This is a genomic window from Vibrio phycocola (assembly GCF_054404255.1).
Genome location: NZ_JBTAMQ010000019.1, coordinates 22,843 through 43,663 on the forward strand (window position 1 = coordinate 22,843; position 20,821 = coordinate 43,663).

General features: G+C 40.9%; 16 protein-coding genes and 1 pseudogene. 7 read left to right on the forward strand and 10 right to left on the reverse strand.

The genetic code is table 11. The annotated features are described in order from the left end of the window. The first annotated feature begins 97 nt into the window (after positions 1-97). From ACXJY6_RS18570 to ACXJY6_RS18580, 3 genes are all read left to right on the forward strand, one after another. On the forward strand, positions 98-1,813 hold the full coding sequence (locus tag ACXJY6_RS18570; protein ID WP_456052385.1) for a proline--tRNA ligase: 1,716 nt from the start codon (positions 98-100) through the stop codon (positions 1,811-1,813). Positions 1,814-1,910: 97 nt separating this feature from the next. Further along, positions 1,911-2,852: a glycosyltransferase family 2 protein gene (locus ACXJY6_RS18575; RefSeq protein WP_458769231.1), complete on the forward strand. Its 942-nt coding sequence runs from the start codon at positions 1,911-1,913 to the stop codon at positions 2,850-2,852. After that, entirely contained in the window at positions 2,853-3,599 is a 747-nt protein-coding gene (locus tag ACXJY6_RS18580) for a class I SAM-dependent methyltransferase (RefSeq protein WP_458769232.1), read from the forward strand. Here the strand turns inward: ACXJY6_RS18580 and ACXJY6_RS18585 are convergent. Both ACXJY6_RS18585 and ACXJY6_RS18590 read right to left on the reverse strand, forming a co-directional pair. After that, positions 3,586-5,052 carry a glucosyltransferase domain-containing protein gene (locus ACXJY6_RS18585; RefSeq protein WP_458769233.1) on the reverse strand — a complete coding sequence of 489 codons (1,467 nt, stop codon included), beginning with the start codon at positions 5,050-5,052 and terminating at the stop codon, positions 3,586-3,588. The genes ACXJY6_RS18580 and ACXJY6_RS18585 overlap by 14 nt on opposite strands. Further along, the gene (locus tag ACXJY6_RS18590) at positions 5,024-5,398 is read right to left on the reverse strand and encodes a GtrA family protein (RefSeq protein WP_458769234.1); all 375 of its coding nucleotides are present in this window, start codon (positions 5,396-5,398) and stop codon (positions 5,024-5,026) included. The genes ACXJY6_RS18585 and ACXJY6_RS18590 overlap by 29 nt, the downstream gene beginning before the upstream one ends. Before the next feature lie 116 nt (positions 5,399-5,514). Between ACXJY6_RS18590 and ACXJY6_RS18595 the strand changes: the two genes are divergently transcribed. Together ACXJY6_RS18595 and ACXJY6_RS18600 are read left to right on the forward strand one after the other, a co-directional pair. After that, positions 5,515-5,718 carry a YaeP family protein gene (locus ACXJY6_RS18595; protein WP_458769235.1) on the forward strand — a complete coding sequence of 68 codons (204 nt, stop codon included), beginning with the start codon at positions 5,515-5,517 and terminating at the stop codon, positions 5,716-5,718. A gap of 2 nt (positions 5,719-5,720) precedes the next feature. Next, positions 5,721-5,912 (forward strand): DUF4250 domain-containing protein, encoded by a 192-nt coding sequence (locus ACXJY6_RS18600; RefSeq protein ID WP_458769265.1) that lies wholly within the window; start codon positions 5,721-5,723, stop codon positions 5,910-5,912. A 122-nt stretch (positions 5,913-6,034) separates the two neighbouring features. Here ACXJY6_RS18600 and purL read toward each other — a convergent pair whose 3' ends face one another. After that, complete coding sequence (gene purL, locus ACXJY6_RS18605) at positions 6,035-9,928, reverse strand: phosphoribosylformylglycinamidine synthase (protein WP_458769236.1); 3,894 nt, start codon at positions 9,926-9,928, stop codon at positions 6,035-6,037. A gap of 285 nt (positions 9,929-10,213) precedes the next feature. Between purL and mltF the strand changes: the two are divergent. Beyond that, positions 10,214-11,615 (forward strand): annotated as a pseudogene (gene mltF, locus ACXJY6_RS18610) (membrane-bound lytic murein transglycosylase MltF); the annotation flags it as partial. 471 nt (positions 11,616-12,086) lie between these two features. On the opposite strand, the gene tadA reads toward mltF, so the two are convergent. From tadA to dnaK, 7 genes are all read right to left on the reverse strand, one after another. Continuing rightward, positions 12,087-12,623 (reverse strand): tRNA adenosine(34) deaminase TadA, encoded by a 537-nt coding sequence (tadA, locus tag ACXJY6_RS18615; protein ID WP_456052393.1) that lies wholly within the window; start codon positions 12,621-12,623, stop codon positions 12,087-12,089. Positions 12,624-12,725: 102 nt separating this feature from the next. Beyond that, positions 12,726-13,160 carry a hypothetical protein gene (locus ACXJY6_RS18620; RefSeq protein WP_458769237.1) on the reverse strand — a complete coding sequence of 145 codons (435 nt, stop codon included), beginning with the start codon at positions 13,158-13,160 and terminating at the stop codon, positions 12,726-12,728. After that, entirely contained in the window at positions 13,144-14,445 is a 1,302-nt protein-coding gene (locus tag ACXJY6_RS18625) for a hypothetical protein (RefSeq protein WP_458769238.1), read from the reverse strand. Before ACXJY6_RS18625 ends, ACXJY6_RS18620 begins: the two co-directional genes overlap by 17 nt. Continuing rightward, entirely contained in the window at positions 14,442-15,071 is a 630-nt protein-coding gene (locus ACXJY6_RS18630; protein WP_458769239.1) for a PilW family protein, read from the reverse strand. The genes ACXJY6_RS18625 and ACXJY6_RS18630 overlap by 4 nt, the downstream gene beginning before the upstream one ends. Further along, entirely contained in the window at positions 15,052-15,591 is a 540-nt protein-coding gene (locus ACXJY6_RS18635) for a prepilin-type N-terminal cleavage/methylation domain-containing protein (protein WP_458769266.1), read from the reverse strand. The genes ACXJY6_RS18630 and ACXJY6_RS18635 overlap by 20 nt, the downstream gene beginning before the upstream one ends. A 254-nt stretch (positions 15,592-15,845) precedes the next feature. Beyond that, positions 15,846-16,985 carry a molecular chaperone DnaJ gene (gene dnaJ / locus ACXJY6_RS18640; protein WP_456052397.1) on the reverse strand — a complete coding sequence of 380 codons (1,140 nt, stop codon included), beginning with the start codon at positions 16,983-16,985 and terminating at the stop codon, positions 15,846-15,848. Positions 16,986-17,192: 207 nt separating this feature from the next. Next, positions 17,193-19,109, reverse strand: coding sequence for a molecular chaperone DnaK (dnaK, locus tag ACXJY6_RS18645; protein ID WP_458769240.1), 1,917 nt, complete (start codon positions 19,107-19,109; stop codon positions 17,193-17,195). A 643-nt stretch (positions 19,110-19,752) separates the two neighbouring features. On the opposite strand from dnaK, the gene ACXJY6_RS18650 reads away from it, so the two are divergent. Next, positions 19,753-20,688 (forward strand): TAXI family TRAP transporter solute-binding subunit, encoded by a 936-nt coding sequence (locus ACXJY6_RS18650; protein WP_458769241.1) that lies wholly within the window; start codon positions 19,753-19,755, stop codon positions 20,686-20,688. Positions 20,689-20,821 lie beyond the last annotated feature (133 nt).

Genomic DNA, 20,821 nt, shown 5'->3' on the forward strand with positions numbered 1-20,821 from the left:
GCTGATATGATTAGCGGCTAAACTCCCTAGTCACGCTTTCTCACCAGAGATGCTCACCTACGGGATTACTCAATAACTTAATCAACGGATAGAACCCATGCGTACCAGTAAATATCTTCTTTCTACGCTAAAAGAAACACCAAACGATGCCGAAATCGTAAGCCATCAGCTCATGTTGCGTGCCGGAATGGTCCGAAAACTTGCATCTGGTTTGTATACTTGGCTGCCTACTGGCCTGCGTGTTTTGCGTAAAGTAGAAAATATCGTTCGAGAAGAAATCGACAATGCAGGGGCCGTTGAAACCTTAATGCCAGTGGTTCAACCGTTTGAGCTATGGGAAGAAACAGGCCGCTCTGAAAAAATGGGACCTGAGTTATTACGTCTTACTGATCGCCATTCGCGCCCGTTTGTTCTTAGCCCAACGGCGGAAGAAGTGATCACAAGTCTTGTACGCAACGAAGTCAGTTCTTACAAACAACTTCCGCTCAACCTTTATCAAATCCAAACTAAATTTCGTGACGAACGACGCCCACGTTTTGGCGTAATGCGTGCACGTGAGTTCTCGATGATGGATGCCTACAGTTTCGACATCGACAAAGATGGATTGCAAAAATCCTACGACATCATGCACGACGCGTACTGTAAAGCATTCGACCGTATGGGTTTAGATTACCGTCCAGTGCTTGCCGATAGCGGCGCAATCGGCGGCAGCGGTTCACAAGAGTTCCATGTATTAGCCGAAAGCGGTGAAGATCTTATCGCCTTCTCGACCGAATCTGACTACGCTGCCAACATCGAAAAAGCCGAAGCAACGGCTCCGACTGATGAATGCGCAGCACCAACTCAAACAATGGAAATGGTCGATACACCAAACGCCAAAACCATTGCAGAACTGGTTGAGCAATTCGATCTTCCAATTGAAAAAACCGTTAAAACACTGTTTGTTAAAGCGTCTGATGACGTCGATGCCGACATCATTGCGCTTATTATCCGTGGTGATCACGAGTTAAATGAAGTGAAGGCGGAAAACTTAGCGCAAGTTGCTGCACCTCTCGAAATGGCAACAGAAGAAGAAATTCGTGCTCTAATTGGCGCAGGCCCAGGCTCACTTGGTCCCGTTGGTCTAACCCTACCGTTTATCGTCGACCGCACTGTTGCTGTAATGAGTGACTTCGGCGCAGGCGCAAACGTTGACGATAAGCACTACTTCGGCATTAACTGGGGTCGTGACGTCGAGCTAGGCCAAGTTGAAGATCTTCGCAATGTCGTTGAAGGTGACCCAAGTCCATGTGGAAAAGGCACTTTAATGCTGAAACGTGGCATCGAAGTCGGTCACATCTTCCAGCTTGGTAAAAACTACTCAGAGAAAATGAACTGTGGTGTCCTTGGGCCTGATGGCAAAAATACCATCCTAGAAATGGGTTGTTATGGTATTGGTGTTTCTCGTGTTGTAGCGGCTGCTATCGAGCAGAACAACGACAAATACGGTATTATCTGGCCAGATGCAATCGCGCCATTCCAGGTGGCTATTGTGCCAATGAACATGCATAAATCTGAACGCGTTCAACAAGCCGCTAACGACCTTTATGCAGAATTAAAAGCTCTTGGCATTGATGTTCTGTTTGATGACCGTAAAGAGCGCCCAGGTGTTATGTTCTCGAATATGGAATTGATCGGCGTTCCACACACCATCATCATTGGCGACCGCAGTATGGACGAAGGAAACTTCGAATATAAAAACCGTCGTAGCGGCGAAAAATCGGTAGTTAAGATGGATGAGGTTGTTGAGTTTGTTAAGGGCGCTTTAGCGTAAGTTATAGCAAATAACTCAACTACTTAAAAAAGAGCAGCAAACACGCTGCTCTTTTTTGTTATATAATTACAGCAGTTAAAATAACAAGGCTTTGGATATGAAGTTAATATCGATCATCGTTCCTTTTTATAATGAAGGAAAAGACAGCGTAAACAAATTTCAATTTGAAATAATATCCAAAGTTATAAATAAATCGTCAATGAACTTCGAGTTAATCTATATCAATGATGGCAGTGAAGATGACACACTTGAAGCACTACTCAACGTAAAGGAATCATGCAAGATTCCAGTTAAAGTTCTAGATTTTAGCCGTAACTTTGGTAAAGAAGCTGCATTAACAGCAGGTTTAGAATACTGCAAAGGAGATGCAGCAATTCCTATTGATGCCGATCTACAAGATCCCCCAGTCTTAATTCTCGATATGATACAAAAATGGAAAAATGGGGCATATGTGGTGGCGGCTAAGCGCACTAAAAGAAACACAGATACATTTTTTAAAAAGCATTCTGCGAATATGTTTTATAAAGTACACAATAAAATTTCGCAAATTAAGGTAGAACCTAATGTTGGTGATTTCCGGCTCATTGATAGAAAAGTCATTGATTGTATCAATCAACTACCTGAATCCCAGCGATTTATGAAAGGGTTATTCGCTTGGGTCGGGTTTCCAGTAGAGTTCATCGAGTACGAGAGACCCTGTCGATATACAGGCAATACAAAATTTTCTCGATGGCGACTGTGGAACTTTGCTCTTGATGGACTTACTAGTTTTTCAACTTCGCCCTTGAAATTATCAACTTATGTTGGACTAACTGGCGCTATCTTTTCGCTATCTTATGCAATGTACATTATATTCATTACTTTATTTAACAACGATAGCGCATCAGTTCCTGGTTATGCTTCCATAGTCGTACTTATTATATTTTTTGGAAGCTTACAATTAATCAGCATTGGTATATTGGGAGAATATTTAGGACGAACCTATTTAGAGAGTAAAAATAGACCCAAATATATAATAAAAGAATTTCATGGTGATTAAATGGAAAAACAAGCCTATACAGAAATGGATGAAGTAGAAAGCAACCATTGGTGGTTCAAAGCAAGAAGAGATATATTGAGTAGAACTATCAGTCATTATTCCTATAAAAAGCTAGATAATATACTTGAGATAGGTTGTGGTACTGGTGGAAATATAGCTATGCTACAGTCTCTAGGTAAAACAGATGCAATAGAAATGGACTCTTATGCCATAGAACTCTTAGAAAAAAAACATAAAATAGATATTATCAATGGTGCAGTTCCTAAAGCTATAGACCATTGTACTAAAAAATATGATTTAGTATGCCTTTTTGATGTATTAGAGCATATAGAAGATGACATAGAGACATTAAATAAAATTAGAGAAGTTTTAACACCAGATGGCATGATAGTTTTTACAGTCCCAGCATATCAGTTTTTGTTTGGACCTCACGACAAGTTTCTTCATCATAAAAAAAGATACAGAAGAAGTGAACTTTATAGCATTATAAGTAATTTAAATCACCATTATTCCATAGTAAAACTATCCTATTTTAACTTTATTTTACTTCCTTTAGCTATCGTTGAGAGAATTTTAACGAAATTTTTAAATCTTAATAAAAAAGAAGTAAAAACACCAAATAAGTTCATCAATAATATATTCTATAATATATTTTCATTTGAGAAAAAAATTATTAATAATTTTAACATACCTTTTGGACTCTCCATTATTTGTATTGTTAAAAACAATACTATCATTGAAAAATAATAACAGCACTATCAGAACTGATACTATACATCTGATAGTTGTTATTTTTACTAAGAAGATTTTCTTCACCATTAAATTGATAATCTTTTAGATACTCTATATTAAGATTCTCTGTTAAAGGATCTAATTTAAATAGATATGTACTTGGGTATACTTTCTGCTTTATTAGATATCCATATTTAAAATACTCCCTAATTTGGATATCAAAATATGGATGATTTTTTATTGCTGACCTTATAACTGGAGTACGCTTTAAATCTCCAACAATATATAGTAAAGATATATTATTCTCTATATCACTCAAGTCACGTCCAATATCATGAACTGTATCAATATAAAAGTCATATTGCCTTGAAATGGCATTTGTATATGCAGATGCGGTGAAATAGTTTGACAATAATACAAATATAAAAGCAAAGGTTACTAATTTTTTATTAAATGCTTCCCATGAAAGAAAAAACAAATAGGCCAAAACACCTGAAATTCCTACTAACACTCTTGGTTTAAATGTAGGATGCTCTAATGGTAAGTAGAGTATAAAGCTTAAAATAATGACTATAAAAGGCGAAAATAATAACCCATACCCTAATAAACGATTATAGTTTGACTGATGTCTCATCCTATTATCAATCACAAATGCGGCTATCCCACCCATGATTGCAACAAAAATATACGAAATACAAGTTGGCGAGGTCAATACACTAATTATCAAAGTAGTAAAATAATCTATATTTCTGACTATTGTATTGAATCCATTTTGATCAAGTTCAATTAATTTTATATGATACAAAGCATAATCATTTGTTATACTTGTTTTATAAATTATAAGATATAAGATATAAGATATTAAAAATGATATAATATTTACAATGATTATTTTTGAAAACTTTTTATTATTAATATAACGACTAATAACATTAATTGACAGAAAACAAAGGTATAGGTGTATTGATGGTTGATACATAGACCAAATAGAGAAAAGAATAGCAATAGAAAAAATGAAGTAATAACTATTAATTTTATTTAAATTAAAACTTGAAGCAATAATAGCGAGCGACATCGATATTAACATTGTAAGAATGTCAAAATGAAATGATACATTTTCTAATAAAAATGGTGAAGTCAACATTAATAGTGGAAGTAATATTATTTGATATTTATTTTTATTAAATAAAATATCAAATCTATACAGAACATAAATAAATAAACCTATACCCAAAAATAAAGTTACAGGAAATATATCATATACATTTTCACCATAAATAAATCTATATATATATTCAGAAAATGGCCTTGCATGAGAAGACCATTCAAAGTAATTTCCATCTACAGATCTAATTAAATCATCAACATAATAAAAATCTTTAGTAATAAATCCCCAAAAGTACAAAATCAAAAAAATAGAAACAATTACTAAATAATCTTTAATTGAAATGTAATTTTCTTTTTTCAAAACCAACCAACCATCGAGTTAAAGAAAAACCAATAAATGAATTAAATATAAGTATACTAAATATAGATAGATAATGGCCTGATAACAATTCGCAAATATATGATGTCACTGTATATAAAACCAACATAAATAAAAAATAAATTAAAAATAATGAAGCTCTAATTGTAGAGGAAAATGTATAAATAGAATTTAATATATATGATATGGAAACAGAAATCGCAAAAGAACATACATTTGAAACTACTAGGTTAAATCCAACATATTTAAATAACATAAAAAAACACAACATATGAATTAACGTATTTAAGGCACCAATTAAACAATATTTAAAGTATGTATTTTTCATTCTATCATTAACATTATGTATCTCCCCATAATCATAGCACAACTTTCGTCAATACTAAGAGACATGCTCAAATACTAGATATATACTTTAGGCATTTATAAAATTGAGAGAGATAAATGAAAGTATACGATTGCTGTCCACTAATAAAAGAGCTCTACTCACAAATTGGGAGTGGTGACCAAGGGTACATCCCGCAAGCGATAACCTGTGTCGTAAAGACCTTAAACGATATCGCCGCTGATGAAGGCTTACCAAAAGATACGCGTGATCGTGCTGCGTTTGCTGCTGCCAACCTATTAATATCTGACTTTGAGGATTAATGATGGATTTAGCCAACTATTTGAAAATGGATCCCATCATGTTGTTTAGCCTAGTGAATACTAAACTACGTGATGACTTTGATGGTGACTTAGATCGCCTCGTATCCTCATTCGATTTAGACAAGGCGAAACTGATTGAGTGCCTCGCTGGAGCTGGGTTTGAATTTCTCTCTGAAGTTGGCCAGTTTCGTTAATCAAGATTGGACATTACATTCGTTGTAAAATCATCTTCAGTACAAATAGTAAGAAGGCCTAACATTTCTGTCAGGCCTTCTTTTTTACGCTATACCATCTTCCAAAATACGCTGATTAGCGATTAACCCACATTTTTGCGTGCGTTTTGGAACATACGCATCCAAGCGCCGTTTTCACCCCATGAATCTGGGTGCCACGAGTTTGCAACCGTGCGGAATACACGCTCAGGGTGCGGCATCATAATCGTCACACGACCATCAGCTGTAGTTAAGCCAGTGATTGCATTTGGTGAACCATTCGGGTTGTTTGGATATTGCTGAGTCGCGTTACCAAGGTTATCGACATAACGAAGTGCAACCGTACCTGATTGTTCGATAGACGATAGATGAGCATCATCACGAACCTCAACGCGGCCTTCACCGTGGGAGACAGCGATTGGCATGCGAGAACCCGCCATTTCATTGAAGAAGATAGAATCTGACTTCTGTACTTCAACAAGGCTGAAGCGTGCTTCAAAACGCTCTGATTCATTGCGTACGAAACGAGGCCATAGGTCAGCTCCTGGAATCAGCTCTTTTAGGTTTGATAACATCTGACAACCGTTACACACACCCAAAGAGAACGTATCTTGGCGGTTGAAGAATGCTTCGAACTGATCGCGAGCTTGAGCATTAAACAATACTGATTTCGCCCAACCTTCACCTGCACCCAATACATCACCATACGAGAAGCCACCACAAGCCACTAAGCCTTGGTACTCATCTAATGCCGCTTGGCCAGTAAGAATATCACTCATGTGAATATCAACGGCTTCAAAGCCAGAGCGATCAAATGCCGCTGCCATTTCAACGTGAGAGTTAACACCTTGCTCACGTAATATCGCCATTTTCGGCTTCGCGCCTTTGGCAATATATGGCGCCGCAATATCTTCATTGACATCAAAGCTCAAACTGACGTTCAAACCTGGGTCTGAGTTATCTTTCTTCGCTTCAAACTCTTGGTCTGCACACGCTGGATTATCACGTAAACCTTGCATCTTGTGCGTTGTTTCTGCCCAGATAGTACGAAGCTCAGTACGATTACGCTCAAGAATCGTTACACCATTTTGCGTAATCACGATCGAATCGCTTGCTGCAACCGAACCGATAACATGTGAACATGCCGCTAAGCCGTTATCCGCCAATACGGAAAGAACCGTATCCACATCGCTGTTAGCAACTTGAACAACCGCGCCCAATTCTTCATTGAACAGAGCCGCTAATGCATCATCACCGAATGCATCAATCGCTACATTAACACCACAGTGACCGGCAAAAGCCATTTCAGCCAATGTTACGAACAAACCACCGTCGCCTTTATCGTGATAAGCAACAAGTTTGTCTTGAGTCACCAATGCTTGAATTGCATCGTAGAAGCCTTTTAACTGTTCAGCACTATCGACATCAGCGGGTTTATCACCAAGCTGTTTGTATACTTGAGCAAGTGCTGTCGCACCTAAACGATTTTTGCCGTTACCAAGATCAATGGCTATTAAGCTCGAATCACCTTTATCGGTGCGAAGCTGTGGCGTGACCGTTTTACGAACATCTTCCACGCGCGCAAATGCCGTAATAACCAAAGAAAGCGGAGACGTAACTTCTTTTTGTTCACCGTTCTCTTCCCACTTGGTCTTCATCGACATCGAGTCTTTACCTACCGGGATGGAAAGCCCAAGTGCAGGACATAGCTCTTCACCAACGGCTTTTACCGCTTCGTACAAACCCGCATCTTCACCTGGGTGACCCGCTGGAGACATCCAGTTTGCAGAGAGTTTGATATGTTTAATATCACCAATTTCGGTCGCCGCAATATTGGTTAATGACTCTGCAACCGCCAAACGAGCTGACGCACCAAAGTCTAATAATGCAACAGGTGTACGTTCACCCATCGACATCGCTTCACCATGGTAAGTATCAAAACTCGCCGCGGTCACAGCACAGTTCGCCACAGGCACTTGCCAAGGGCCTACCATTTGGTCACGAGCGACAAGCCCGGTTACCGAGCGGTCACCGATGGTAATCAAGAAGGTTTTTTCAGCAACAGCTGGTAAACGAAGAACACGATCAACCGCATCATTCAACTCAATTCCTGAACGCTCTAGCTCACTACCTTGCACTTTTAATGTCGTCGCATCACGATGCATTTTCGGCGGCTTGCCTAACAGAATATCTAACGGCATATCGATAGGACGATTATCGAAGTGCGAATCATCTAACGATAAATGACGCTCTTCTGTGGCCGTACCTACCACGGCATAAGGTGTGCGCTCGCGCTGGCAAATAGCATCAAACACTGGCATATTTTCTGGTGCGACAGCCATAACATAACGCTCTTGCGACTCGTTACACCAAATTTCAAGAGGGCTCATACCCGGCTCATCATTAGGTACATCGCGTAATTGGAATTTACCACCACGCTCACCATCGTTCACCAATTCAGGTAATGCGTTAGAAATACCACCAGCACCGACATCGTGAATAAAGGCGATTGGGTTATCGTCGCCAAGCTGCCAACAACGGTCGATCACTTCCTGACAACGACGTTCCATTTCTGGGTTTTCACGCTGTACTGAAGCAAAATCTAGGTTTTCTGCAGATTGACCAGAAGCCATTGAAGAGGCTGCACCGCCACCAAGGCCGATGTTCATCGCTGGACCGCCCAATACAATCAGGCTAGCACCAACTGGGATTTCTTTTTTCTCTACGTGCTCTTCACGAATGTTACCTAAACCACCGGCAATCATGATTGGCTTATGGTAGCCACGAACTTCTTCACCTGCATGTGAGGTGACTTTTTCTTCGTAAGTACGGAAATAACCAAGCAAGTTAGGACGACCAAATTCGTTGTTAAATGCAGCGCCACCTAATGGCCCTTCCAGCATAATGTCTAACGCATTGACGATTCGACCGGGTTTACCAAAATCAGTTTCCCATGGTTGTTCAAATCCAGGAATACGCAAGTTCGATACAGAGAATCCAACCAAACCTGCTTTCGGTTTACCACCAATTCCGGTTGCGCCTTCGTCACGAATTTCACCACCACTACCGGTCGCAGCACCTGGCCATGGAGAGATCGCTGTTGGGTGGTTATGTGTTTCCACCTTCATCAAGATATGGGCTGGCTCTTGATGATAAGTATATTGACGAGAATCAGGGTCAGCAAAGAAGCGCCCAACTTTCGAACCAGTCATAACAGCTGCATTATCTTTATACGCAGACAACACATAATCTGGCGTATTTTCGAACGTATTCTTAATCATCTTAAATAGCGATTTTGGCTGGTCGACACCGTCTATCGTCCAATCTGCATTAAAGATTTTATGTCGACAGTGCTCTGAGTTCGCTTGAGCAAACATCATCAACTCAATATCGGTAGGGTTACGACCTAAAGTTGTAAAGCTGGTCACAAGATAATCAATTTCATCTTCAGCAAGCGCCAAACCCAAAGCGACGTTCGCTTCTTCAAGTGCTTCACGGCCACCGGCAAGAATATCCACTGGTGTAAACGGCGCAGGCTCTGCAACGGTAAACAGTGCCGATGCTGCTTCCATATCCGTAAACACGGTTTCCATCATACGGTCATGAATTAAGGCTTTTACCGCTTCAACTTGCGCTTGAGTTAACTCAGAAGCACTTTCTATATAGTAAGCAGTACCACGTTCTAGACGCTTTACACTAGCCAAGCCACAATTGTGAGCGATATCAGATGATTTAGAAGACCAAGGGGAAATAGTCCCAGGACGCGGTGTCGCAAGAAGCAGTAAACCTTCTGGTTGATGGCTTTCAATCTTCGGTCCATAAGTCAGTAACTTTTCAAGCTTGTCTAACTCTTGACTAGTAAGCTCAGCCGTAAGATCGGCAAAATGCATAAATTCTGCATAGATACCAGTAACGGGTAAGCTTTGTTCACGACAAAGTTCAAGAAGTTTGTTAATACGAAACTCTGAAAGAGCTGGGGAACCGCGCAAAATTCTCATGTGCTTAGGTCTCTATTTAATGTTGATTAAGGTGACATTGGAATGACTTTAACGGCAGCCAAGGCTTCATTCCAATCTCATCTCGGATTTGGGGCGCATTATAAAGGAATTGCGAGTGTGATGTAACACCCAACGCAACCGTTTGCGTCATTTTTTTTGAAAACAGTGGCAACAGAATATCAGTACGTAAATCGAGTTTTTCAGCTTTATTTGCTCGAAGATATAGTTGTCAGTAGAATGACTCTATACTGAAAAATAATAATCTAACCTCGAGATGACTAATTGATGACAAAAATAGTTCGAAACTATGCGAGAAAATTCGTTGTACTCGCAGGGATTGTCACGCTTCTAGCAGGGTGTCAAATTGACTCAAAGCCCAAAAGTGAACTCGATAAAATACGAGATCGTGGCGTATTACGAGTCGGGACTCTGAACAATCAACTCTCTTATTTTATCAGTCCCGATGGTCCTTCGGGTTTAGATTACGAATTAGCGCGTGAGTTTGCTAATCAACTAGGCGTTAAACTTGAAATCACGCCAATCTATCGAGTCTCTTCGCTCTTTCCTGCATTAAAAAATGATGAAATTGATCTCGTTGCCGCTGGACAAATTCAAACACCGGAGCGAATCAAGGAATTTAGACCCGGCCCTGCTTATTACTATGTCAGTCAGCAATTGGTGTATAAAAAAGGCACATTAAGACCACGGAATATGGCCGACCTTATAAAAATCCAGAAAGAGTCATTAGCTGAATCTCATAAATTGAAAGACATCTTTCGCATCGTAGAAAATAGCCATTTTCAACAGACCTTAGAGCCATTACATCAAAGCAACCCAGAACTGAGTTATGCCCTAGATCGTAACGCCGATGTTAACGATCTTTTAAAGCAAGTCTCATTGGGAACATTGCGTTATACCATGGCAGACTCTGTTGAAATTTCTCTGGCTCAACGCGTACACCCTGACATCGCGCCTGCATTTGAATTAACCGAAGATCAGTCAGTTTCTTGGTTTATCCGTCGGTCAGATGATGAAAGCCTTTATGCAATGATGGTTGAGTTTTTTGGGCAGCTAAAGCAATCAGGTTCTCTCGCTTCTCTTGAGGAAAAATACATTGGGCATATTGGGACATTTGATTATGTTGATACCAGAGCCTTTATTCGGGCACTCGATTCAACACTTGAAGAATGGCAAGATTTATTCCAAAAGTATTCAGATGAATTTGATTGGCGCCTTATTGCAGCAATTGGGTATCAAGAATCTCATTGGGATCCCAAAGCAAAATCGCCCACCGGTGTTCGAGGCCTTATGATGTTGACACTTCCTACAGCGAAAAGTGTCGGTGTTGACGATAGACTCGACCCAGAGCAATCAATACGTGGTGGTGTTGCTTATTTCCGCCGTATGTTTAAAGCGATTCCTGACTCAGTTCCTCATCACGAAAAAACGTGGTTTGCTCTCGCGTCATATAATATGGGACTCGGACATGTGATTGACGCACGTAAATTAACTAAGGAACTGGGTGGCGATCCGAATGCATGGAACGATGTAAAAGAACGTTTACCACTTTTGCGAAAAAAGAAATATTACAGCACAACGAAATATGGGTTTGCTCGGGGTGATGAAGCACTCTCTTATGTCGAAAACATTCGTCGCTATTACCAAAGTATTATTGGTCATATTGATGAGAAGCAAAAAAGTAACAGTGACAATAACACCGACGATATCGCCGTTATTCCTGTCGTAGCGCCATTTTATGCAACGAGTGTCCCGAAAGATGCTTCTGTTACATTAGTCACAAATGAAACAGAGAGCACATCTACAGCCCCAGATGATTCGGCTGCATCTGAGTCACAAGAAAAAGAAGAGAAAGCTAAAGAGAGCAAAGCATCAACCGATGCTAGTAAGCCCAAATCAGAAGCAACTCAAAAAACAAAGAAAAAAGAGATAACAGATAAAACAGCTAAGGCAACTAAGGACAGTGCAACTAAAAAAGCGGCAGCACAAACAGACTCGAAGAAAGCTGAAAAAAAAGAAGCCGTAGAAAAAGTACAAGACAAAGTTGAAGAAACAAAAGAAGAAGCTAAAAGCACCGCTTCAGAAAACTCAAAATAAGAGACGAGAATTGAACTTATGATCCTAGCCAAAGTTAAAATGGCTAGGATTCATTACTACTTTCATCGCTGTTGGTTGTCGCTCTGACCTGACGTTTTTGTTCTTTTTTCTCTTTACGCCGGCGCTTAAAAAACGCCTGCAGTTGCGCTCGGCATTCTTGCTCTAGAACTCCTCCCACAATATCAGCATGGTGGTAACTAGCCTCACTACCAAACAAGTTAATCACGGTTCCTGCCGCGCCTGCTTTTAGGTCTGGAGCACCATACACAATGCGTTTAACCCGCCCATGAAGCAAGGCTCCAGCGCACATTGGACAAGGCTCCAAGGTAACATAGAGAGTGGTATCTGTTAGACGATAATTTTCCAGAACACGTCCAGCTTTGCGCAACACATCAATTTCAGCGTGCGCTGTCGCATCATGCTTTGAGATCGACTGATTCCACCCTTCGGCAATCACCTTGCCATCTTTCACTAGCAAGGCGCCAACTGGAACTTCACCTTCCAATTCAGCTTGGTGTGCTAGCTCTAATGCGCGCTGCATAAAACGGATATCTTCTGTCGCTTTACACTCTGTAGACACTATGTTCTCTCTCAATTTGTTGGGTCACTATTTAAAACACAACCACTATAATAATGGTCAAGGTACTCATCGGCTATTCATTTTATCGTATGTTGAATAGTGTTAATCAAACTCACTGTATTTCGCGATCATGGTTGTCGCGGATATTGAGCCAGTTTCACCGCTGCTTAATTGCCAGCGTCCTGTCGCCTCAACTTTCTTGACGTTACCTGCAACCAATAGCTCAATCACTTTGCTTTCGAGCTCAATACCATCAGGATAGGATATTGTTTTTGAACCAATACCGGTGTCAAAATCGATAACCGCGGCTTCTGATATTTCTGAATTGGCGCCACGTGTTCGCAGAGATTCAAAATAATTATCGATATGGTTAGCGGCTTTCATTTTATACTGGCCGTGTTCAAATTTAACCAATAAACCCTGTTCAACTTGAATTAGCCCTACCACAACAAGACTCAATAACATCAGTGAAACAACAACTTCAAGTAAGGCAACACCGTAACTGGAGCGAGGTCTATATCTATTCACTGGTGGCATATTCATCTCCCCATGAACCAAATACCCAACCAACAGGGCGGATATGAGCTAAAGGCCTTGCAATCAGATCTCGCTGATATTGAAAATGCAGTTGGCCTTTAATAACCGCATAAGTATTGTTGGAACTTAGGACTAAACCACCCACAGGATTGAACCGCCCCACTTGAAAATAACTAATCTGATCCGGCCCGATTAAGTCAGGATTGGAGGAGTGTGCCATAAAATCGATAATATCTTGATTTACTTGAGTCGATGCCCAATCCAAAGCGGTTGAAAATGTACTACCTGGTGACGTGAATTGCATAACCAGTCCAGGAAAAGTTTGCTGACTTTCGACCGCTAAGATCCCGTTATGAACCACTAAGATAATTCCAGAGTCAGTAAATTGATTTTCAATGGCGTCGCTGATTTGAGAGACATCACTTTCGTTTAGTTCACAGCCGCCATAGACCCAGATAAGGTCTTTTCCTTGGTTGATACGAGCTTCAATATCACTGGCACAATGGGTATTCATTTGAGCGATTGGTAGCTTTTCGGCAGATGAAACCGATAGAACATTGTGACTGTCTAGCGAGTGAGGAACTCGACCGACGGCTGTATTAGAAAATACATTAAACCAATTTGATTCTGATACACCAAATAAGTCCTCAAATGGGTTGAGTTCGCTATCATGATAGAAATCACTCTTTGCATTGCTTATAGTACGGTCAACGCTATGATGACTATCGGTGCAGCGCTGCTGTCGAACACTGCTCTCAGGGAAGCCTTGATAAGGTAAAAGCCCTAATTCATAAGGGTGTAACGTCGTGATAGAAGAGGCCGAAAAGTCATGCCGATACCGAACTGAAATACACTCCCAATCTAGATCTTCATTTAGCTCGCCGGGATCGGGAGCAAAAGTCGATTTATCGGTTAGCACCAAATTTGCGCTGGTTTTGATTGCGCCAAAACTATCTGCAGAAGGTAAACTAAAATGTCGAGTTAGCGTCGAAAAACCATTCGTTGCCTTAATTTTTCTGACGACTTGCCCTGTTACATCAAGAGTATCCACGCCATCGGTGCACTCTTTTACATCCAGTGGAAATAAGTGGCCAATTCGAGACTTAGCAAACACACACTCAATCGCCCCTTCCACTTCCCAGTCTTGCTGCATTGTCGTAATTCTATGCTCGACGATGCGCAGATACTGATACATGCTTCGAGAAGTACTCATGGTGACAACCAAAATAATCAGCAAAACAACGGTAGTTAACAGCAGAGTCGTGTAACCGCGAACGCTTTTCACATCCAACTCCTAATCGTCACTTGAAACGATAAACTCTGACTCACCGTATTATCCATCACCGATGATAGAGTGAGTTCAACACTAACAACTTGGCTCCGTGTACCATCACTATTCAACGTTAATATATCAGCTTTAAAGCTATCGGCTTTAATCTGTTTACGATCAAAAAGCGTAAAACACGGCGCTGAACGTGTTGATTCTACTGCACTCTCGGTACTAAGGGGCGCACTGGTAAACTTATCACACAGCTTTATATTCTTATTGGATGAATCATAAAGGAAAACCAAGTTTCGAAACGCTTCATCACCAGATGGTTCTACTTGGTAAACCATACCAAGTTGCGCTCCACTCTCTCTAACATCGATGACGTTATCGCTATCACTAAAATGAATAGCCAATGGCTGGTTAATTTGATGCCCGGCACGCCGTAATTCTTGATACATAAGTTGATGAGTGTCATTCAATTTTCGTGCTACTAATGTTACTTGATCTAGTTGCCTTGAAGTATGTAAGCTATTCATTAATATATAAAATCCGCATAGAATCACGATACTACCCAAAGATAAACCAATGAGTAGTTCGATTAATGTCAACCCTCGCTGTCGTCTAACATAATGGAATGCCATCCAGCTTCTCCTCTAGCGAACACAATCGGATTCTCCCAGCACCATACGACGTAATCACTTTTAAAACAGGGCTGTTAGATGAGGCACTGCTGAACTTTAAGGAACCATTACTGACCTTTCCTTTCAGCCCATCAATCAAGATCTTATCGTTGAGGTACCCTGAATCAAGTTTTAAAGAATGCTCTCCTACTAGTTGCTGAAGAACGTTACCCATCGTTGTCGTATCAGTTGACGTTCGCAAGCGTAAATACCAGCGTGAGCTTGAGTCTGCACTACCTTCATAAACTTCTATCCATAACGCTTGATTGCGCATCCGTGCCAATGACTTAGCATCATCAATAAACTGCATCACATCTCGCGCCGTCGATGCGACCTTTTCAACTTCAAGACTTGGTGCCATCTGCGGAATTGCGGCGTACAAAGAAGTCATGATGACCGCCATAACGGTCAACACTTCAATCAAAGTAAAGCCATTCTTTTTATGACCTTTTTTATGGCTCGTTATTAGATAATGACTGATAACACTCCCCCCATAAAAAACAGAAAACTAAATCCAGAGTAGCAAGCTAATAAAGAACAAATAGAGGGAATTAGGGTGAAAAGATGTCTCTAAAACAAATGTAAAACATCACGACTGTACATTTCATGACTGGGTGATTGCTCTCGCATTTGGTGGTCGATTAGGTGGATACTGATTTAGTTGAAAAAAGCATTTAAAAACAAAAAGGCCTGCATAATGCAGACCTTAAAATTTGAATGACAGTTCAATTCAAATTAGCTAGTTAAGTCATCAAAAAACTTCTTAACACCGCTAAAAAACCCTTCTGATTTAGGGCTATGCTTACCTGCCGCTTCGCCACCACATGACTCTTCAAATTCACGCAATAGTTCTTTTTGACGAGAGCTTAATTTCACAGGTGTCTCAACCAATAGCTTAACAATGAGATCGCCCATTGCACCACCGCGTACCCCTTTCACACCCTTACCACGCATGCGGAACATGCGGCCAGTTTGGGTTTCTTCTGGAACTTTTAAGTTAACACGGCCATCCAATGTCGGAACTTCAACATTGCCACCAAGAGCGGCGAGTGCAAAGCTCACTGGAACTTCACAGTACAAGTTGTTGCCATCTCGTTCGAAAATATGGTGCTCTTTCACATGAACTTGAACATATAGGTCACCCGCTGGTGCTCCCATATCCCCTGCTTCACCTTCACCAGACAAACGAATACGGTCGCCAGTATCAACGCCAGCCGGAATCTTAACGTTAAGAGTTTTACTCTTCTTCTTACGCCCTTGACCATGACACTCATTACAAGGGTTCTTGATGATCTTACCTTTGCCATTACAAGTTGGACAAGTTTGCTGAACAGCAAAGAAGCCCTGACGCATCTGTACTTGGCCGTGCCCATGACAGGTTCCACAGGTATCTGCAGATGTACCTTTCTTCGCACCTGTTCCATTACAGCTATCACAATGAACTAAGGTTGGAATTTCAATTTCTTTTGAACAACCACGAACCGCATCTTCAAGACTCAGTTCCATGTTATATCGAAGGTCGGCACCACGTTGAGCTCGAGCTTGGCCACCACCTCGTCGGCCACCACCAAAGATATCGCCGAATACGTCACCAAAAATATCGCCAAAATCAGCGCCACCGCCACCGCCGTAACCACCGCCGCCATTTTGAGAGAATGCCGCATGACCATACTGATCGTATGCCGCTTTCTTTTGCGGATCGAGTAAGATCTCATAGGCTTCTTTTACTTCTTTGAATTTCGCTTCTGCTGAATCATCATCAGGGTTACGGTCTGGGTGATACTTCATCGCCAGGCGCTTATACGCCTTCTTAACATCACGCTCAGAAGCGTCTTTAGCTACACCTAATACTTCGTAATAATCACGTTTTGACATAGTCGTCGTCACCACTTTTATCTACTGCTAAACGACCTAGCGTCGCTTACAAAATGTATCGATTTAGAAAATCCGTCTATCTCTTAATCAAAAAACGATTTATCTAAATCGAAACGTTTGGACAAATGAACGGGCGTTAGAGTTTCCTCAAACGCCCGCAAACACCTAAAAAGGTTAACAAGTTAATCGATGAAAAGTATTCAACGATTATTTCTTGTCTTCTTTAACCTCTTCAAATTCAGCATCAACGACGTCCTCATCAGCTGATGTTGGTTGCTCTTCAGCACCCTCTTCAGCTTGAGCCGCTTGAGCTTTTTGCTGTGCGATTTCCATCAACACTTTAGACGCTTCCATAAGAGACTGAGTCTTAGCATCGATTTCTGCTTTGTCGTCACCTTTACGTGCCGTTTCTAGCTCAGTAACTGCAGCTTCAATTTTCTCTTTCTCGTCGGCAGGAAGTGCGTCACCCGCTTCTTCAATTTGCTTACGAGTAGAGTGAACGATTTGGTCTGCTTGGTTACGTGCAGAAGCAAGTTCTTCAAACATTTTGTCTGCTTCTTTGTTCGCTTCCGCTTCTTGAACCATTTTCTCGATATCTTCGTCGCTTAGACCACCAGACGCTTGGATAGTGATTTTTTGCTCTTTACCAGTTTGCTTATCTTTCGCGCCAACATGCAAGATACCATCGGCATCAAGGTCAAACGTTACTTCAATCTGTGGCATTCCACGAGGAGCCGCTTGAATGCCTTCTAAGTTGAACTGACCAAGAGACTTGTTATATGTCGCTTGCTTACGCTCACCTTGAAGTACGTGAATCGTTACTGCATTTTGATTATCTTCAGCGGTAGAGAACACTTGGTTCGCTTTCGTTGGGATAGTCGTGTTTTTCTCGATAAGCTTAGTCATTACGCCACCCATCGTCTCGATACCAAGAGATAGAGGAGTAACATCAAGAAGTAGTACATCAGTAACGTCACCCGCAAGAACACCACCTTGAACTGCAGCACCAACAGCTACCGCTTCATCAGGGTTTACATCTTTACGTGCTTCTTTACCGAAGAACTCAGCCACTTTAGATTGAACCATAGGCATACGAGTCTGACCACCAACAAGGATTACATCAGTAATTTCGCTTACCGCTAGGCCTGAATCAGCAAGTGCCACTTTCATAGGCTCAAGAGAACGTTGAACCAAATCTTCAACAAGTGATTCTAGTTTCGCACGAGATACTTTGATGTTTAGGTGTTTAGGACCTGTTGCATCTGCAGTGATGTACGGTAGATTCACATCAGTAGATTGAGTTGAAGAAAGTTCAATTTTCGCTTTCTCAGCACCTTCTTTTAGGCGTTGCATTGCCAAAGGATCTGTTTTTAGGTTGATACCTTGGTCTTTCTTAAATTCGTCTACTAAGTAGTTGATTAAACGAGTATCAAAGTCTTCACCACCTAGGTGAGTATCACCGTTAGTTGCAAGTACTTCGAAAGTCTTCTCGCCATCTACTTCGTCAATTTCAATGATTGAGATATCAAATGTACCACCACCAAGGTCATAAACTGCGATAGTGCGATCGCCACCTTTCTTGTCTAGGCCATATGCTAGAGCAGCAGCGGTTGGTTCATTGATAATACGTTTAACTTCTAAACCAGCAATACGACCAGCATCTTTGGTTGCTTGACGTTGAGCATCGTTAAAGTAAGCAGGAACAGTGATAACAGCACCTGTTACTTCTTCACCAAGAAAGTCTTCAGCTGTTTTTTTCATCTTTTTCAAGATTTCAGCAGAAATTTGTGGCGCTGCTAATTTTTGGTCTTTTACTTCAACCCATGCATCGCCATTGTCTGCTTTTACAATTTTGTAAGGCATGATTGAGATATCACGCTGTACTTCTTCGTCTTCAAAGCGACGCCCGATTAAACGCTTAATCGCAAAAAGCGTATTTTCTGGGTTAGTTACAGCTTGACGTTTTGCTGGTTGACCCACCAAGATCTCACCATCGGTATAACCGATGATAGAAGGAGTGGTACGTTCCCCTTCTGCATTTTCAATTACGCGAGGTTTGTCACCGTCTAATACAGCAACACATGAGTTTGTAGTACCTAAGTCAATACCAATGATCTTACCCATCAGGCTATCTCCGAATTAATTCTATGTTCGTTTTGCATATCCCCGATTTGGGGGCTGGAGAACAAGGTATCAACCCTTATTCTCTTTGATTAACAAACGATGTTTGCTTCTCTATGCCCCATAGATAAGGGCATAAAAACCCTTTTCAAGGGTAAAACGAAAAAAAATCCATTTTATTTTCCCAAAAATTAAGCAAATAAACGCCTACGAGAGGAAAAGCCTAAACAGGCAATAACCTCACGCCAGTAAGGCTTTAAGTAATAATTTGAATGTCGACAAAGGTATTTAAATTCAAAAAGTTAAAGTCAAATCAACTTTTATACTTAACAGGACATCTCTTTTCATTAGTAATGAACACAGCCTTCAACCACACTATTTTTGCAACCAATTAAAGACTATTTTGTAAAAGTGCGAACAACACATTTCTTACTTTACGCCAAGTTGTGGTACAAAAAGCGAGTGCCTTAACTATTAATTTCAATATTATCAATAACAAAGCCAATCAATAACCTTCTTTAACATCACTATTTTCCATCTTTGTTATATCAAGGGTGGTTAACTAAAAATTGGGCGTAAATGGAATTTGGTATTCGGCACTCTGTCACTCATCAATCGGAACAATAAACACTAATGGAGTTCTACTATGTACAAGGTTGTAAAACATGCACTTATCGTGCTTAGCCTAGGCTTGACCCTTCCAGCGACAGCCATCGCTGATAACTACACCATAGGAACTGGAAGTCAAAGCGGCACTTACTATCCATTTGGCGGAACACTAGCCAAAATTTGGAATGAGAATATCCCTGGTTTTACTATGCGCGCCGAAGTTACCGCAGCATCGGTAGAGAACATCATCAAAGTTTCTTCCGAAAAACAGCTGGTTGGAATTGCAATGGGTAACGTAGTACAAAAAGCCCACAATGGTATTAAACCTTTCCCACGCCAAATGCCAGCAAATGTTCTATTTGCTCTTTACCCGAATGTGGTTCAATTCATTGTTCCGGCAGATTCAGATGTTCAGTCTGTATCACAGCTAAAAGGTAAGAAAGTATCATTAGGCGCACCGGGGTCAGGTACTCGAGTAAGTGCACAGACCATTTTATCTGCTCTTGGAATTAATGAAGATGATATCGAAGCGCAGTCATTGAATTACACGGCAACAACCAGTGCGATTGCAAATGGTCAAATTGATGCAGGCGTTATCGTAGGTAGCTTAGGTGTTGGTGCTATCACTGAACTTGCATTAACAAGAGATATCCGCATTTTATCGTTTAGCGACGAAGAAATCGCCACAATCACTGAACAAACGCCAGCGTATCAAAAAATTGAAGCACCGGCAGATAGCTACAAAAACGTTCCTGCGTTTAATGCGCCTGCAGTTTGGAACGTCTTAGTTGCGAGTGAAAAAATGAGCGATGAAATGGCTTATAACCTCACGAAGACGGCATTCGAAAATATCGATCAAGTACGTCAAGCCGTTGGTGTCGCACGCTTTACTACTGTGGAAAACATGAACAAGCTGTCTGGTGTTCCACTTCACCCTGGCGCTCAAAAATATTTTGACGAACAAGCAAAGTAACCCATAAGTTGTATATTAAGTTAACTGGGAGGACATTCTCCTCCCATCTTATACAAGCTAACAACCCCCAGCGTTTACATTGATGTAAGCGCTGTTCTTCTCTTATGTACATCGGCGAATGAGTACATAGGCA